We start from the raw sequence: 15,493 nt of genomic DNA, 5'->3' as shown, positions 1-15,493 counted from the left end.
AATTATTCCTCTCCCTCTTCTTCCTCAACGTCCATTTCAAAGTCTGCGAGAATTTCTTCAATCGTAAGTAACGCTTCTTCTAGCTCGTCCCAAGCTGGAAGTGTTTCGACATGAGAATCATTTAATGTTTCAATGCCATCTGCCAACATTTGAAAATCGGCTTCTTCGCTTCCTAGCCCATCAAAATATTGTTGATGACGCTCTAGATTGGCACTATATTGTGAGATAAATGAAGAAATACCGCTTTTAGCATCTGCTAAACTCGATGCCGTTTCTTCAAGATCACTCGGAAGTTCTTCAGCATTCCCGTTTTCTAAAACGAGTTCAACGGTGGACAAGTCAGATTCCATTTGAGCGTATGCCGTTTCAATTTCATTGAAGTACTGCTCACGAGTGCTTACATTCTCAGCAACTTGCCCTGAACCTTCTGTCAATGCACCGTTTGCGTCATCTGCCAAGTCTTCTTCAAAATGAATTTGCAAGTCTCTTTCTTGTTCCAAAATGTTATGAGCTGCATTGATGATCGTTTCGTGTTGCGACTCTATGCTATCAAATGCCGTGCCTGCCTCTTCTGTGCTGCTCGGCTCGTCCGTGCCATTACATGCAGCAAGTAAAAGTGCTGTACTAGCAGCACCAAGCACCAAGTTCATCTTTTTCATTTGTTTCTCCTCCCTGTTTCTACTCCTGAGCGTTATCGACAATGTTACTAGAAATGCGCCTGATTTCCTAGATCTTTTTTCCTCTATTGGCAAAAGAAAAACCGGCACGTAAAAATTGCCAGTTTTAGAAATCATAAACCATATTTATTATATCAGCACCTTCGTAAGAGTGGAAGAGTTAGATGTATGATTTTGTCAATTATCGTAGAATTATGAACAAGGACAAATGCATAGAGAGCGGTTATACTAGATGGAACGCTTTCGTTTGAAAGGAATTCGAGTATGAAACAACACCAACAAGATTTCACCCAAGGCCCCTTGTTTAAGCCGTTGTTGCTGTTTTCTGGGCCCATTATGCTCGCCAACTTACTTCAATCCTCATTCCAGATCACTGACAGCTTATGGGTCGGTAACTTGCTTGGCGCTAATGCACTCGGTGCTGTCGCCGTTTCCAGTACGATCATCTTTACCGTTCTCTCATTCGTCATTGGTTTGAACAACGCATCGTTAACGATCCTTTCTCAACAACGAGGCAAAAATGACCAAACCGGCTTAAAACGATACTTAAACGCATTTGTTGTCGCTATGACCCTCATTGCCCTGTCTGTAGGTGCTGCCGGCTATTGGTTTAGTGAGCAGTTACTCTTATTAATCGGCACGCCTGAAGCTATGCTCGCATCAGCAGACGCTTATTTGCGCATAAATTTTCTAGGCATTCTCTTTCTTTTTGGGTATACCTTTATTAGTACGATCTTACGTGCGCTCGGCGATAGCAAAACGCCTCTTCGCATCGTATTGCTCGCGGTTGTTTTAAACATCGGTTTAGACCCGTTGTTCATCAGCGGATTTGGCTGGGGCATTGAAGGGGCTGCTTATGCGACGCTTGCCTCTCAGGGTACTGCCTTTTTGTTCGGTGTTATGTACATCATCAAAAAAAAGCTAGCACCATTTACTATGCCACACTTGCCCTCTAAACAAGAAATTGGTTTGATCTTAAAACTCGGCATTCCTTCAGGGTTGCAAATGTCGGTGATCGCGGCAGGTGTTGCCGCCATTATGAGCGTGGTGACGAGCTTTGGTAGTGATGTTGTTGCCGGATTTAGCGCTGCTCAACGTTTAGACAGCTTAATTATGCTTCCCGCCATGGCCCTTGGGACGGCTGTGAATAGTATGGCAGGTCAAAACATTGGAGATGAACAGTGGGATCGCGTAAGAACGCTCGCCAAATATGCGGTTCTTTATAATCTCGTCATTATGTTTGCCATTGCGACGTTTATTGTGCTGTTTGCGGAATACGGCGTGCGTTTATTCATCCAAGATCCAGATGCGGTTTTGTTTGCGACTCGTTACTTACAAATCGTTGCCTTGTGCTATCCGTTTCTTGGCATAAACTTCGTATTAAATGGGATCGTAAGAGCGTCGGGAGCTATGTATCAAGTTCTTGCATTGAACATCATCTCCTTTTGGGTATTACGATACCCCATTACCGCGCTTTGTTCCTCGTTATTCGGGGAAATTGGCATCGGAATTGGGATGGGAATAAGCCTTCTCATCGGTAGTTTATTTGCCTATCTGTACTACCGCTACGGAAAGTGGGACCAAAAGCGGATTTTTGCTGAAGAATAAAGAGGGAACAAGAAAGCGATGAGATTCGTATTTTGCGAATCTCATCGCTTTAGCTTTTCTTCACATCCGGCACTGTTAATGTAAACTGAACTCCCGCATCAGTATTTCCTAATTTGTACGGGTAGGACAAAGCTTCAGCCATTTGTTGAACGAGATACAAGCCAACGCCACTACCGCCACTGTTTTTGTTTCGGGACTTTTCTACACGGTAAAACGGGGCAAAAACAGCCGTTAAGTCTTTATCTGAAAGGGTTGCGCCTGTATTCACAATTGAAATGTCCCAAGCGTTAGGAACCTTTTCAGCTCGAATGACCATCTGCTCTCCTTGAGGAGAATACATGAAGCCGTTATGAATGACGTTATACATAATCCTGGATAAGAGTTCTTCGTTTGACTGAACCCACACGTCGTCCTCTAGCTGACAATCGACCGTAATCTCTCGTTCTGATTGGAAGTACTCCAGTCGCTCCAACGTCTGATTGATGAGGGAAGCGAGTTGAATATCTTGTCGTTCGATACTCGTCAGGCTTCTTTCTAATTTCGACAGCTTCATCATATTTTGCAAAAGACTCTCCATCTCTTCGGTCGTCTGAATCGACTTAGCCAAATACACTTCTCGGTCTTTGTACGGACCGATTTCGTGTAGCATGCCTTCAAGCTGTCCTTTTAAAATTGTAATCGGTGATTTCAGTTCATGGGAAACTGCAGAAAAATACTCTCTTCTCTTCTCTTCGATGGCCCGCTCTTTTTCAATATCAGTCTGCAACTGCTCATTTGCCGACTTTAACCGTTCCAACGATTGTTCTAAGTTCCCAGACATATGATTAATACTTTGAGATAATTCACCGATCTCATCGCTCCGCTTCATGTCAATTTTTTCGGTGAAGTTCAGCTGTGCCAGCGATTGAGCGGATTGATTGAGCTGAAGAAGCGGTTTTGTGATCTGTCTAGAGAACACATAGGCAAACCCAACAGATAAAACAATCGCAAACACAATAATGTAGGGCAAAAAGAGAAACAGTGCTTCAGTCGCCTCACTTACCGGCTGCAAAGAAGCGTTCACGTACAAGTAAAACGGCTGCCCTTCGATTAAAATCGGTATCGTCCGTGAATACCCATCGGAAAAGCCTTCAATTTGCTCAGGGTTGGCTAAAATGCGTTCACGATAGTTTAAGCCCCCATCGATCTCAATGGAACGAGCATTTAAGGAGAGTAGCGGTGTATAGTTTTCGTCGAGCAGATGAAAATGCACATTCTGATTCCAACTAATCTCTTGCATCCCTTCATAAATCGATTGAAACGGGCTTGCTTCTGCTTGCTCGACTAATTCGTCAACCGCTTCGTCAATTTGTGCAACCTTATACTGTTCATAAAAACTCGGGAGAAATAAATAAAGGGCTACATAAAACACAAACGCAAGTGTAAGTAATGTACCTGTTGAAATTAGAAACAGTTTGCCCGTAATTCGATTCGGTGACAGTTGCTTAATGAGATTAAACATCCAATTTATAACCGACGCCTTTCACAGTTTGAATCGTATCAATGCCTAGCTTTTTTCTAACGTTTTTAATATGTGTATCAATCATTCTCGTCTCTCCTAAATAGTCATAACCCCACACTTGCTCAACAATTTTCTCTCTTGTCAGTACAATGCCTTGATTCATGAGCAATAACTTTACGATCTCAAACTCTCTCGTTGTCAGCGTCACCTCGCAACCATCAACCCACACTTGGTATCGATCAGGATCGAGCTTGATACTACCAAAATGCAACGTAGTGTCTGGTTCCGATTGATTGGCTCTTCGTAACAGCGCCTCGACTCTCGCTGTGAGAATTCGAAAAGAAAACGGCTTCGTCATATAGTCATCAATGCCGGTTTCAAACCCACGCACTTGATCCTCTTCTTCACCAAGTGCCGTCAGCATAATGATTGGGACGCTCGAATGTTGGCGAATCATTTTCACAAGTTGAAGCCCATCAATGTTTGGCATCATCACATCAATGAGACAAAGATCAAACGAATGATTTTTCATCCATTCATACGCTTCTAATCCATCCGATGCAGTCGTCACATCATAGCCACCAGCGATAAGAAATTGTTTTATAATTTCTTGGATCTCTAAATCATCTTCTGCAACAAGTATTCGGTTCATAGACGGTCCCCACAGTTTCATAGTATACGCTCATTATAATCGATGCCGACACCTCTCTTAAAGAAAAGATACTTCATCAACGAATTCCTGAAGATACACTTTCTAACAGAATTGCCTATTAGAGCATTTTTACGAACAAAGACAACGTAACACTTCCATCTTCTTATAGAAGCGCAAGATCCCAACGTAGAAACACCTACGCTGGGATCTTAATGGATTTTAGGTTAATTTTGGCTGCAATTCCTTGATTAGATTTTTGTCAGCACATCTGTCGTCAATGTGGAATTTATGAATTAATCAACCGTTCACCCCGGTATGCTTCATTGTCCCTCCTTTATATGAATAGATTGTCATCAGATTCTTCTGCTACGTTCAGCATCAGCTGGGGGGCAGCTTGCTGTTTACATATTCTAAACTACAGACCCCATCTGTAGTTTGTGTGAAGTTCACTTGAAGACTGGATGAGGATTCACAAATCTTGTGATTCCATTCTTCTACACTTTCTATTTACACCATTCTTTCGTATAGTAGCAGTGAGGTGATGACGTGCAAACAACCGATAACGATTGGCAAGCCATTGTTGACAATGATTCGACCTTTGATTCTGTATTTGTATATGCGGTTCAAACGACGAAAATCTATTGCAAACCGTCTTGCCGCTCCCGCCAACCGAATCGTTCTCACGTACAGGTGTTTCAACGTGCTGAAGACGCAGAACGTCACGGTTATCGACCGTGTAAACGCTGCGAACCACAGGAACGATTAGAGCCAAACGCACGGATTGCACAAACAATGACTACCTTGCTAAGAAATCATTTAGACGAGCCAATCACTTTGAGTTGGCTTTCAATGAAACTTCATAAAGACTCTGCCCACCTGCAAAAGATCTATAAAGCACAAACAGGGGAAACGCCAAAACAAACACTCACATACATGCGTATACAAAAAGCAGCAGAACTACTCGTTCATACGCACAAATCAATTGCTGAAATTGCACGCACTGTCGGGTATACGAACCGTTCATCATTTCAGCGAACGTTTGAAAAAGTTATGCACAGTACACCACAACAATTTCGAAACGAGGAGGGGAAACGATGAATGTTTACTACACGAACATCACAGTTTCAAAAAACAGCCATTGTGATTTATTAATTAGCGAATATGGGCTTTGTTATGTTGGAGCTCCTGCCGACTCCTATTCAACAACAAAAGCTTGGCTGGACCGGAACTTACCAGACGCAGTATTGACGACTGACCCGCTCGCGACAGAGCCCTACGAGAATGCTTTGCAACACTATTTACTTCAAAAAACGAACACCATCGATATTTCGATTCATCTCGTTGGAACCCCTTTTCAAAAACAAGTATGGAATGAATTATGCCAGATTTCATATGGGCAAACGAAGAGCTACTCAGACGTGGCACGTGCACTCCACCGACCAACAAGCGTTCGGGCTGTGAGCAATGCCATTGCGAAAAATCCCGTTATGATTGCCGTTCCTTGCCATCGTGTGATCGGTAAAAATGGTAAATTAACCGGTTTTCGTGGCGGTTTAGCGATGAAAAAACAACTTCTTCAATTAGAAGAGGGGGTGTTTACATGAACCTAGACGTGCGACACGTCCAATCAAAATCCATTCTCACGCGAACGTCTGGGTTTTTAAATGGTTATACACATTCACTAAACCCTTATACGGGTTGTGCTTACGGGTGCAGTTTTTGTTACGTGAGGCAAATGCCGATTGCCCTTTTTCGAACAAAGAGCTGGGGAGAGTATGTCGATGTGAAGCAAAATGCCAATGCACTACTCGAAAAAGAATTAGTACGTGCAAAGAAAAAAGAACCTGTCTTCATCTTCATGTCTTCCAGTACAGACCCTTACCAGCCCATCGAAATGAAAGCAGAAATCACTCGATCGATCCTTACTACCCTCATCGAAAACCGTCCAGCTTTTCTGTTCGTACAGACGAGAAGCCCAATCGTGCAACGTGATCTTGATCTATTCAAAGAACTTAAAGACCAAGTGTTTGTTAGCATGACTGTTGAAACCGATGACGACCGAATACGGAAACAGTTCACCCCGAATGCGCCTGCGATTCGCGGCCGATTAAAGGCATTAGAAAAACTCGCAACAGCAGGTATTCCTACTCAAGCAGCCGTTGCCCCACTATTGCCTAGCACCTCCCACTTCCCTAAACTTTTGGCAGATTATGTGGAGCGTGTTTGTATTGATGACTTCTTTTTAGGCGATGGAAGTGGAGGAAAACGAACCTCACGCCTTAACATCCGGTCCTTATACGATGAAAAACACGTCCGAGATTGGTACGACCCCTCCGCCCGCGATCGCCTAAAAAAACGCTTTTTAACAGTTTTTAAGGACGAAAATGTGAGGATGAACCAGGATGGCTTTCTGCCACCTGCACATCTTGGATTGAATCGGTAATCCCAAGTGCAAGCCGTAACCGATCACGCCAGGCGAGAAGCCCATCCTCATCCTCGCTTCCTCGATTAAGTTGTGTATACGCCAATCCGTCAGATTCCACGTAACCGACCACTCCACTCCGTTTCTTTACTTGCAGTGGCCAGGCGGCGTCATTCATTGAGAACACGTTCTCATGCATGAGTGTTCGTAAACTCGCTATATTCATCCCACAAGAACCAGCGGTCACATCCCAATACTTTTCTCCCATTTCTTTCGAAAATAACCGATTTACAATACTCTCGGTTTGTTGCCAAGACTCTGGATGACTGCGAAATGCCTGTTCGCTTCTACCAATTACCGTATAATCGTTCTCCTGAATCGTCTTGTGCACAGCGGCCAACTGCTCTTTTGCCGTCTCCAACCAGGTTAATAACCGATCGGTGTCGCAATAATGAAAATGATCTGATTGCGCGTGCTCATCTGCTAAGTGGAGAAGTGAATGTCTAGCAAAAGCCGCCCCTTTTGCAGGAATGACTTTCACCAAAAATCCTAAGCGTTGCAGCTCCTTCTGTAAAACATTCGGCGTCTCGTCACTACACGTGGCGATTTTTTCTGTAAAGTACGCATCTAATTGTTCACCGTGCTCCTGCATTTTCGTAAGCAGCGCACCTTTTGGGTCATGCATTGTGACAAGTAGCACCATATTCAAAACGATTCACCTCGTAATAAAATGAAGGAAGTGAAGATCTCTCCTCACTTCCTCGGCGTTTTAGTTAGCCATGACTTTACATACATCTTGTGTAAATGCGACAGGGTCTTCAAGTGGAAGCCCCTCGATCAGCAAGGCTTGATTGTATAACAGCTTTGTATAGAGCTCCAACGTTTCGTCATCCGCTTGTTTTAGCGATTGAAATACATCATGCTTGGCATTCACTTCTAATACTTTATCTGCCTTAACATCTTGATTATCCGGCATGGACTGTAAGACTTTCTCCATCTCTATCGTAATCTCACCATCAGCCGCCAGAAAGACCGGATGTGTTTTTAGCCGTTTCGATTCACGAACGTCTGTCACTTTCCCTTCTAGAAATCCTTTCATTTTCGCAAAAATCGCTTGGTCTTCTTCTGTTGCTGTACTCTCTTTGTCATTCTCTGACAAGTTAAGGTCTGCACTTGAAACCGATTGGAATTCTTTTTCGTTGTAACTCGCAATCATCTTTAAGGCAAATTCATCAATATCTTCGGTCAAGTAGAGAATTTCATATCCTTGCTCCGCGACCATCTCCGTTTGTGGAAGCTTATCTATTCGCGTGACAGATTCACCGGTAGCATAGTAGATATGAGATTGATCGTCAGCCATACGCTCTACATACTCCGCAAGTGTGACGAGCTTCTTCTCTTTAGACGAATAGAACATTAACAGATCTTGTAGGTCATCTTTGTTCATGCCAAAGTCGCTATACACGCCGAACTTAAGCTGACGACCAAATGCTTCGTAAAACTTCAAGTATTTGTTTCGGTCGTTTTTTTGCATCGTTTTCAGTTGCGATTTAATCTTCGATTTAATGTTTTTGGCAATTAACTTTAATTGTCGATCGTGTTGCAACATCTCTCTCGAGATGTTGAGTGACAAATCTTCAGAGTCAACCATCCCTTTGACAAAGCTAAAGTAATCAGGCAAAAGGTCGCTGCATTTCTCCATAATGAGCACTCCGTTGGCGTAAAGCTCCAACCCTTTCTCAAATTCCTTTGAGTAATAATCAAATGGTGCAGACTCAGGAATATAGAGAATTGCATTGTAGCGAACCGCCCCGTCGACACTAATGTGGACATGGTCTAATGGCGTATCAAAGCCGTAGCGTTTGTCTTTGTAAAACTGTGTATAATCCTCTTCTTTAAGCTCCGCTTTGTTCTTTCTCCAAATCGGAACCATGCTATTGATCGTTTGTAGTTCTTCCACTTCCTCCATTTCATCACTGTCATCCGATTTAGGCTGACTCACTGTAACGTTCATTTTAATCGGATAGCCGATAAAATCCGAATACTTCTTAATGATCGACTGTAAGCGATGTTCATCTAAATAATCCTCATACGTTTCTTCTTCTGTGTCTTCTTTCAGTGTGAGAATGATTTTTGTACCAATCTCGTCTTTCGATGTTTCTTCGATCGTAAAACCATCCGTACCGTTGGACGTCCATAAATACGCCTTTTGTTCATCTACGGAACGACTGATCACTTGCACCTCTTCGGCGACCATAAATGCAGCGTAAAAACCAACACCAAATTGACCAATAATGTCATGGCCATCTTTAATTTCTTGTTCTTTCTTAAATGCTAAAGAACCACTTTTGGCAATTGTGCCTAGGTTATTTTCTAACTCATCATGTGTCATGCCAATTCCTGAATCCGTCAGTGTTAGTGTGCGACTTTCTTTGTCTGTCTCCACTTGAATGTAGTAATCTTCACGATTAAACGTAATGGAGTCATCGGTAAGCGCTCGGTAGTACATCTTATCTGTTGCATCACTTGCATTAGAGATGAGCTCACGAAGAAAAATCTCTTTGTGTGTGTAAATGGAGTTAATCATTAGTTCTAATAAGCGTTTTGATTCGGCTTGGAATGGAATTTTAGTCATGTCTGTTTCCTCCTTAACGATCGTTTAGCACTCCACTCATTTGAGTGCTAACCTACATATTATTTTACCGAATCACCCAAAATCGTCAATGATTATGCGGATGTTTTACACATTTTTGTTACATAAAACCTGTACACTTAATAGAATTGTTAATTTAAGGCGTAGGTACATATTGTATAATGGCACTGAATGAAAATGACGCATATCGTGAGGTGTACGATGTCTGCGCGATTCCATGTTCGAACCGTAGTGCAAGAAGAAGAGCTCCACTCCATGAGTCAACTATATGATGATGTTTGGAATAGTAGTGAATCTAGTACGATCCAAGAGAGAATGAAACTACACTATGAATATGAAGGATTTTTAGGGCTTCAGGTCATTGGCCCAAAAGACGAGCTTTACGGTTTTGTTTATGGCTACACGTCTAAACCTGGACAATATTATCACGAACGGTTGAAGTCCAACTTGCCAAGTCCCGTTTATGAACAATGGCTATCCTCTTGCTTTGAACTCTCCGAACTCGTCGTTCACCCTTCTGCAAGGCGCAAAGGAGTTGCCCGTTATCTTTTAGAACATATCACGACCGTGGTTCGCCACGATACCGCGATATTAACGACGCAGGAAGCAAACAAAAAAGCGAGAGCGCTTTATGAGCAACTCGGATGGCAAACAATATCTGAAACGTTTTACCCCTCCTCCTTACTTGAACCCTATGTCATTATGGGTAAAAATCTCGAAGAAGCTGATGGTGTCCCCTCTATATAATTGAGCGTTTTTATGGCTTTAGCCGTCCCCTCCCGCTAAAGCCAACGTTCATCTTCCTTAATCTACTAACGGTCATTGATTGTGAAATTCGTAGTTTCCATGTATATTTTTAATGAGAGAGATTCTCAAGGAGGAAAACGATGCACACATCCGTGAAATTCTGGATGAAAACTGCCCGCTCCCAAGTGCTACCTGTGATGGTGCTTCCAGTGCTCATCGGTGCAGCTGGAGCGTTTGCTGTTTATGAAACTTTTCATCTCGGACTATTTTTACTCACACTTATTGGTGCGCTTAGCGCTCACCTGTTTAGCAACATGATTAATGATCTATGGGACTATCGAAATGGTGTAGATATCGCTGCTGAAGAAACGGCTGCTGCCATTTCTACCAATTCTCGAGTATTACCGAGTGGGGCTGTTCCCGAACGAACATTTTCCTTCGTCACGTGGCTATTCTTTGTTATTGCCCTCCTATGCGGCGTCGTGATCAGTGCGTTTGTCGGTTGGACGGTTTTATTATTTGCAGCTGCTGGCGGCGCTATTGCTTATTTCTACGTTGCTCCTCCACTTAAATTTGGCTATCGGGGGAAAGGATATAGTGAAGTAGCCATTTTCCTCGCTTTCGGAGTGTTGCCCGTCGTCGGTACGTATTACGTCCTTACCGAGCAATTGGACGTACAAGCCTTCATGATGAGTGTGCCAATTGGAATCTTAACCACTCTAATTTTATTTAATCATCATTTCTTACATTGGCAAGCCGATAAAGCATCTGGAAAAGTAACACTCGTCGTTGTTCTTGGCGAAAAAGGAGCGCTCCGCTTTTCTAAAGTACTCGCTTCTCTAGGATTTTTCTCAATTATTGTCGGCATAGTTGTCGGTGTGTTTCCGTGGTACACAGTGCTCGCCATCCTCCCTGCAATACCGTTATTCAAAGTGTATCCATCGTTTAACGAGACGAATGCCAACGAGTCGTATGTGAAACTGATGGGTGCATCGTTAAAAGCGTCTGTACGCTCAGGCTTGATCATCACGATTTGCCTCGTCATTAGCGGACTATTATAAAAAACAAAGGTGTGAAAAAAATTGACAAACACGCGCATACTCGGAGATTTTCATAATATCATTTCAGAAAACGACACTTGGAGAATTGGAGGCTTCCCACTTCCTGACGGAAGCTTCTGGGAATACCGTGAACCGGAAGCCGTTGTCATTTCCAGAAATGGCTTTCTATATGTACGCGCCCCACTTAGTCGCTCGCACGACCACGTCCAAATTCTTGATAATGCCAAGCATATGTACTACTCAAAAGAACCTGTCACCGTCCCTGAAAACACAAAAGTTAGCTTTGAGCTTCAAATTCGCGCTCGCACGAAAGACACAAATCCAGACGACTTGTATGATGGATATGTATCACTTAACCTCCTTGATTTCTCAACTGGAGCTGCACTGGACTTCTTCACGAACGACAAACAATACGCCTCCGTATACGGCGTGCTTCCGTTCCCTGGTGTCGATGTGCCTGATACCGATGAAACGAAGTATTTCTGTATGTTCAAAGAATCCGATGACCATTTCATCTCGAACGACTTTAATCGATATAAGATCACGTATGACCGGGCAAACAATGAAGTTATTTTCTTTGTAAACGGCCACGAAGTACGTCGAGAGAGCAACGTACCGATTAAATTCAATCAATTCACCGTTGCCCTTGGCATCATGACTGAACAAGACCTCGGTCCAGATGGTAGTGTATCCGTTCATGGTCAAACGGTGATTGGTGAATGGTCGCCAGTAACCGTAACAACAGAAGAAGAATAAACCGAACCTAAGGGAACGATCGTTGCCAAAGCTGAATATGGCGGAATTAGCACGCATAACCATTCAAATTCCAAACACCCCCATACGTGGCTTCAGACCACGTATGGGGGTGTTTGTGCGCAACCTAAACTCTTCGCTCTACGTCTTCTGCCTACGTACTAACGATCAGTTACGTTCAAAACGGCGAAGCATCACATAGCAGTGTTACGGTTTATCTTCGCCACCAGAGGTGCCGACAGTAGCTCGCTCTTTGAGGTTAAGATAAATAAGCAAGGCTGAAGTTCGGCATAGAGCGCTCAGTATGAGGTTAGCTGAGGTGTTCTGAAGTGATCTAGATCACCTCTCTCCTAGAGGTTCCCAAAAACGAGTGGCCGTCGCCAAAGCCGGAGCTGAAGATCGTGAAAAACGATCGGCATAGAACGAACATAAGCATTACCTCATTTACGCTGTTCGGTTGGAGGGGTAGCTCGGTGCTGGGTGCCATTTTGCGCGCTCGTTTGCCTAGTTTAACGACTTTCGCGCTCATTCCGCTAAACATGCGCGCGGTTTGTTCCAACTGGAGCGCAAATTCAATGCCCAAAAGGATCGTTCTCTGAACCCGTTGCCGCAAGGGATGGCGGCATATGCGGGCAAGACGAACGATCGTTCTGCGCTCTAGTTTTCTCCATCTGCGCGCAAGTTTGAGCTTTTCACTGATTTTAGGGTAGATTTCGCCAAACTTGATCGCAGTTTGTTTCAACTTGCGCGCAGATTCCAGGCTGAAGTGCCAACGACACGTCGGCCCCGCCGGGGCCGAAACGAAACCGAACTTGGTTCGGCGCGGTTCGCGCCGACAGGTTGCGGGTACTTGGGGCGGGGATGTACACATGAACTTATGATCTGTTCCCTAGTTTATAAGAATAGAGCGCTTTTCCTGCGATTTTCCCCAATTCGAGCACAGTTTCCACTATACCAAGCTTACCATTGGCTCTTGAAGAAATTATTTAGTGCAACTCATCTATATAGGATGAACTAAACATTCTCCTAATTGCGCAGTTTGTTGTTGCTTTCTACTGCAAGCGTATGCTTGGATGTCGGGGGTTCCCCCCTACCATCACTCCCGCATATTAAGTTCAACAAATATATATTGTCACATGAACTTCACCAACTGTCACAAATCGTATTAGATGGAGCGTTTGACGGGTGAATGATCACATAAAAAGGGCAGAGAGAATGACTGCCCTTTTTCTCTACGGTGACCACTAAACAAACCGATCATGTCTGTTCAAAGTGATCATTCATACACTTCGTAATGCTCCCCTGTTTGTTTCCCTTCCAAAGACTTCACGTACGCTTGTGCGACCTTTTTACCGGGAACGGGCTGAAAACCTCGGAAATAACTGCCAAGTTTTTCAAATGATTCTTCTAGCACTGTTGGACTTACAGCATTAATCCTGATGCTACGCGGCATCTCAATTGCCGATGCTTTCACAAACGATCGTACCGCTCCATTTGCCATCGCAGCTGAAGTCCCTTGTGGTATGGGATCATCCATCATGACTCCGGTTGTGAGTGTGAAGCTTCCTCCATCTGCCACATAAGGAATACCTAAAAGCACCAGGTTAATCTGCCCTTTCAGCTTACTATTGAGACCGACTTCGTTCTTTTCAGGTGTTAACTCGGTAATCGGTGAAAAACCGGCTCGCCCAGAAGCATTAATAACTGCATCAACGATACCGGTTTGCTTATACATCTGTTGGATACTCGCTTCGTCCGTAATATCGACTTGGATATCTGAACCGTTCCTCCCTGCTCGAATGACTTCATGATGATCCTTAAGACATCCATAAATCTCCTTCCCGATCGTTCCACTTGCACCAATGAGAAGTACCTTCATCTAATCAACAACCTCTCCTAAAAGAATTCGCTTCAGTTTACGGATTAACTTAATAACTATGAAAAAAATCCGTCTGTATTCTTCTTTTACCATTATGCGGTAAGATAAACATACAGAGTCGGTGAATAGTATGTGGAAGAACAACACATAAACATCTGAACAACATATATGAATTCTTTTTTTGATGGCGTATAACGCATGGATGAATCAGCATATTCAAGCATTAGTGACAAATAGAAATTTCAAAACGTAAATATCGAAATGAATCTCACAAAAAAATCGAAGTGGAGTGGAGTGGGATTTTGTTTGTCATCACCAAAAACTCCACAACGATTATATAATCCATGCAAATTTCACTGAAAATGGGTTCCCTACTCTTACCCATGTTACGATCATTTTAAATGCATAACAGAATTACCGACGATGTCTTGATGATGCGCTTGACCTTAACTTCAACAAACAAATTGAAAGGTTTGTCAAAATGGCTGTTACGAGAGAGACCCCTAGATATAGAAGAACTGGAAACCACCATGATTGAATGTTCAACCGGTGAGCGATTTGCTTAGCTAAACCGCTCATTGGCAATATCCATGACCATCATTGACGCGGCCATATTGCCGGTAGTGCTAGCCATAAGAAGCGAGGAGGATGCTTTTTTCTCAGTCTCACCAGCAATATGAACGCCAAGTACGTTCGTTCTCCCAAACCCATCAGTAATGATTTCATCTCGTTCATTTCTTTCTAAATGGAGTTGTTCAGCAAAAGGGTTTGCACGCACGTATTCGGGAACGACGAATCCGCCTCGTCGGACAATCTTCTCTCCATTCTGTAATTCAACGGATGATAATTTCCCGTCCTCTCCGTGAAGTTGGCTAATCGGGTTTGTTTGAATGGTCATTCCTTGCTCCGTTAGCGGTTTGACAGCTTCTTTGTCAACAGCTTTACCGTTTGTAAACACGACCAAATCAGCGGACCAATTTGACAACAATTTCGTCAAGTGGAGGATGGCTGCTTCATCATCTGCGAACACAGCAAGTGGTTGGTCACGTAATTCATAGCCATCACAAAAAGGGCAGCCAAAAATGGACGTCCCATAATATGTGCGAATTTGCTCGTGAGAAAACACTTCTTGTACCCCGGTCGCAATGAGAATTCGTTTCGCGACGAAAACCTCTCCTTCTTCAGTTGAGACTTCAAATCTGTCTCTTATTTTTGTGGCGCTTGCTACAGTTGCAGAAATCTTCTTCACCGTCGGATATGCAAGGGCATCAAGCTGCGCTTGCTCTCGAAATGCGACCGGGGACATGCCATCTCTCGTAATAAAGTTGTGTGACTCTCTCGTCACACGATTCCGGTTCGTATCGTTATCAAATAATAACACGTGTTGACGAGAACGACCGAGGGTCAAAGCAGCTGCTGAACCTGACGCACCCCCACCGATAATAATGACATCCACAAATTTCATATTTTTAACACCCTCCAAAGAATATATTAAAGATCTTTAATATCTACAATTAAACCGTTATAAATGCCACTTGAA

14 protein-coding genes are annotated in these 15,493 nt (G+C 43.4%); 7 read left to right on the top strand and 7 right to left on the bottom strand.

What is annotated here, in order from left to right:
• Positions 1-2: 2 nt before the first annotated feature.
• Positions 3-659 carry a YkyA family protein gene (locus ACE1TF_RS01255; RefSeq protein ID WP_042401675.1) on the bottom strand — a complete coding sequence of 219 codons (657 nt, stop codon included), beginning with the start codon at positions 657-659 and terminating at the stop codon, positions 3-5.
• A gap of 282 nt (positions 660-941) precedes the next feature.
• Between ACE1TF_RS01255 and ACE1TF_RS01250 the strand changes: the two genes are divergently transcribed.
• Positions 942-2,285 carry an MATE family efflux transporter gene (locus ACE1TF_RS01250; RefSeq protein ID WP_375013628.1) on the top strand — a complete coding sequence of 448 codons (1,344 nt, stop codon included), beginning with the start codon at positions 942-944 and terminating at the stop codon, positions 2,283-2,285.
• A 49-nt stretch (positions 2,286-2,334) separates the two neighbouring features.
• On the opposite strand, the gene ACE1TF_RS01245 is transcribed toward ACE1TF_RS01250, so the two are convergent.
• Both ACE1TF_RS01245 and ACE1TF_RS01240 read right to left on the bottom strand, forming a co-directional pair.
• Entirely contained in the window at positions 2,335-3,786 is a 1,452-nt protein-coding gene (locus tag ACE1TF_RS01245; RefSeq protein WP_375013626.1) for a sensor histidine kinase, read from the bottom strand.
• Complete coding sequence (locus tag ACE1TF_RS01240) at positions 3,779-4,438, bottom strand: response regulator transcription factor (protein ID WP_042401678.1); 660 nt, start codon at positions 4,436-4,438, stop codon at positions 3,779-3,781. Before ACE1TF_RS01240 ends, ACE1TF_RS01245 begins: the two co-directional genes overlap by 8 nt.
• Positions 4,439-4,984: 546 nt before the next feature.
• Here ACE1TF_RS01240 and ACE1TF_RS01235 point away from each other — a divergent pair.
• From ACE1TF_RS01235 to ACE1TF_RS01225, 3 genes are read left to right on the top strand one after another with little or no spacing between them, the layout of a single operon-like run.
• On the top strand, positions 4,985-5,536 hold the full coding sequence (locus ACE1TF_RS01235; RefSeq protein WP_042401681.1) for a bifunctional transcriptional activator/DNA repair enzyme AdaA: 552 nt from the start codon (positions 4,985-4,987) through the stop codon (positions 5,534-5,536).
• Positions 5,533-6,042 (top strand): methylated-DNA--[protein]-cysteine S-methyltransferase, encoded by a 510-nt coding sequence (locus ACE1TF_RS01230; protein ID WP_042401684.1) that lies wholly within the window; start codon positions 5,533-5,535, stop codon positions 6,040-6,042. Before ACE1TF_RS01235 ends, ACE1TF_RS01230 begins: the two co-directional genes overlap by 4 nt.
• The gene (locus ACE1TF_RS01225; RefSeq protein ID WP_375013622.1) at positions 6,039-6,881 is read left to right on the top strand and encodes an SPL family radical SAM protein; all 843 of its coding nucleotides are present in this window, start codon (positions 6,039-6,041) and stop codon (positions 6,879-6,881) included. Before ACE1TF_RS01230 ends, ACE1TF_RS01225 begins: the two co-directional genes overlap by 4 nt.
• Here the strand turns inward: ACE1TF_RS01225 and ACE1TF_RS01220 are convergent.
• The gene (locus ACE1TF_RS01220; RefSeq protein ID WP_375013620.1) at positions 6,811-7,569 is read right to left on the bottom strand and encodes a hypothetical protein; all 759 of its coding nucleotides are present in this window, start codon (positions 7,567-7,569) and stop codon (positions 6,811-6,813) included. The two genes, ACE1TF_RS01225 and ACE1TF_RS01220, sit on opposite strands and share 71 nt — an antisense overlap.
• A gap of 60 nt (positions 7,570-7,629) precedes the next feature.
• On the bottom strand, positions 7,630-9,495 hold the full coding sequence (gene htpG, locus ACE1TF_RS01215; protein ID WP_375013618.1) for a molecular chaperone HtpG: 1,866 nt from the start codon (positions 9,493-9,495) through the stop codon (positions 7,630-7,632).
• A 219-nt stretch (positions 9,496-9,714) separates the two neighbouring features.
• On the opposite strand from htpG, the gene ACE1TF_RS01210 reads away from it, so the two are divergent.
• The 3 genes from ACE1TF_RS01210 (at position 9,715) to ACE1TF_RS01200 (ending at position 12,077) form a co-directional block, all read left to right on the top strand.
• Positions 9,715-10,260, top strand: a complete 546-nt coding sequence (locus ACE1TF_RS01210) for a GNAT family N-acetyltransferase (protein ID WP_052363872.1) — start codon at positions 9,715-9,717, stop codon at positions 10,258-10,260.
• Positions 10,261-10,400: 140 nt separating this feature from the next.
• Positions 10,401-11,321 (top strand): prenyltransferase, encoded by a 921-nt coding sequence (locus ACE1TF_RS01205; RefSeq protein WP_375013615.1) that lies wholly within the window; start codon positions 10,401-10,403, stop codon positions 11,319-11,321.
• A 21-nt stretch (positions 11,322-11,342) separates the two neighbouring features.
• Positions 11,343-12,077, top strand: coding sequence for a DUF6081 family protein (locus ACE1TF_RS01200; RefSeq protein WP_042401689.1), 735 nt, complete (start codon positions 11,343-11,345; stop codon positions 12,075-12,077).
• A 1,273-nt stretch (positions 12,078-13,350) separates the two neighbouring features.
• Here the strand turns inward: ACE1TF_RS01200 and ACE1TF_RS01195 are convergent.
• Together ACE1TF_RS01195 and ACE1TF_RS01190 are read right to left on the bottom strand one after the other, a co-directional pair.
• The gene (locus ACE1TF_RS01195; RefSeq protein ID WP_375013612.1) at positions 13,351-13,953 is read right to left on the bottom strand and encodes a short chain dehydrogenase; all 603 of its coding nucleotides are present in this window, start codon (positions 13,951-13,953) and stop codon (positions 13,351-13,353) included.
• 562 nt (positions 13,954-14,515) lie between these two features.
• On the bottom strand, positions 14,516-15,418 hold the full coding sequence (locus tag ACE1TF_RS01190) for an NAD(P)/FAD-dependent oxidoreductase (RefSeq protein ID WP_375013610.1): 903 nt from the start codon (positions 15,416-15,418) through the stop codon (positions 14,516-14,518).
• Positions 15,419-15,493 lie beyond the last annotated feature (75 nt).

The sequence above is a fragment of the Geomicrobium sp. JSM 1781026 genome (genome assembly GCF_041949955.1).
Taxonomy (GTDB): Bacteria; Bacillota; Bacilli; order Bacillales; family Marinococcaceae; genus Geomicrobium_A.
This window is presented reverse-complemented; position numbering and strand designations above follow the sequence as displayed.

Excerpts from the sequence above, each read along its gene's own strand:
- ACE1TF_RS01210 (WP_052363872.1), top strand. The coding sequence starts at position 9,715 with ATGTCTGCGCGATTCCATGTTCGAACCGTAGTGCAAGAAGAAGAGCTC.
- ACE1TF_RS01225 (WP_375013622.1), top strand. The coding sequence starts at position 6,039 with ATGAACCTAGACGTGCGACACGTCCAATCAAAATCCATTCTCACGCGA.
- ACE1TF_RS01240 (WP_042401678.1), bottom strand. The coding sequence starts at position 4,438 with ATGAACCGAATACTTGTTGCAGAAGATGATTTAGAGATCCAAGAAATT.
- ACE1TF_RS01230 (WP_042401684.1), top strand. The coding sequence starts at position 5,533 with ATGAATGTTTACTACACGAACATCACAGTTTCAAAAAACAGCCATTGT.
- ACE1TF_RS01195 (WP_375013612.1), bottom strand. The coding sequence starts at position 13,953 with ATGAAGGTACTTCTCATTGGTGCAAGTGGAACGATCGGGAAGGAGATT.
- ACE1TF_RS01190 (WP_375013610.1), bottom strand. The coding sequence starts at position 15,418 with ATGAAATTTGTGGATGTCATTATTATCGGTGGGGGTGCGTCAGGTTCA.
- ACE1TF_RS01205 (WP_375013615.1), top strand. The coding sequence starts at position 10,401 with ATGCACACATCCGTGAAATTCTGGATGAAAACTGCCCGCTCCCAAGTG.
- ACE1TF_RS01250 (WP_375013628.1), top strand. The coding sequence starts at position 942 with ATGAAACAACACCAACAAGATTTCACCCAAGGCCCCTTGTTTAAGCCG.
- ACE1TF_RS01255 (WP_042401675.1), bottom strand. The coding sequence starts at position 659 with ATGAAAAAGATGAACTTGGTGCTTGGTGCTGCTAGTACAGCACTTTTA.
- htpG (WP_375013618.1), bottom strand. The coding sequence starts at position 9,495 with ATGACTAAAATTCCATTCCAAGCCGAATCAAAACGCTTATTAGAACTA.
- ACE1TF_RS01245 (WP_375013626.1), bottom strand. The coding sequence starts at position 3,786 with ATGTTTAATCTCATTAAGCAACTGTCACCGAATCGAATTACGGGCAAA.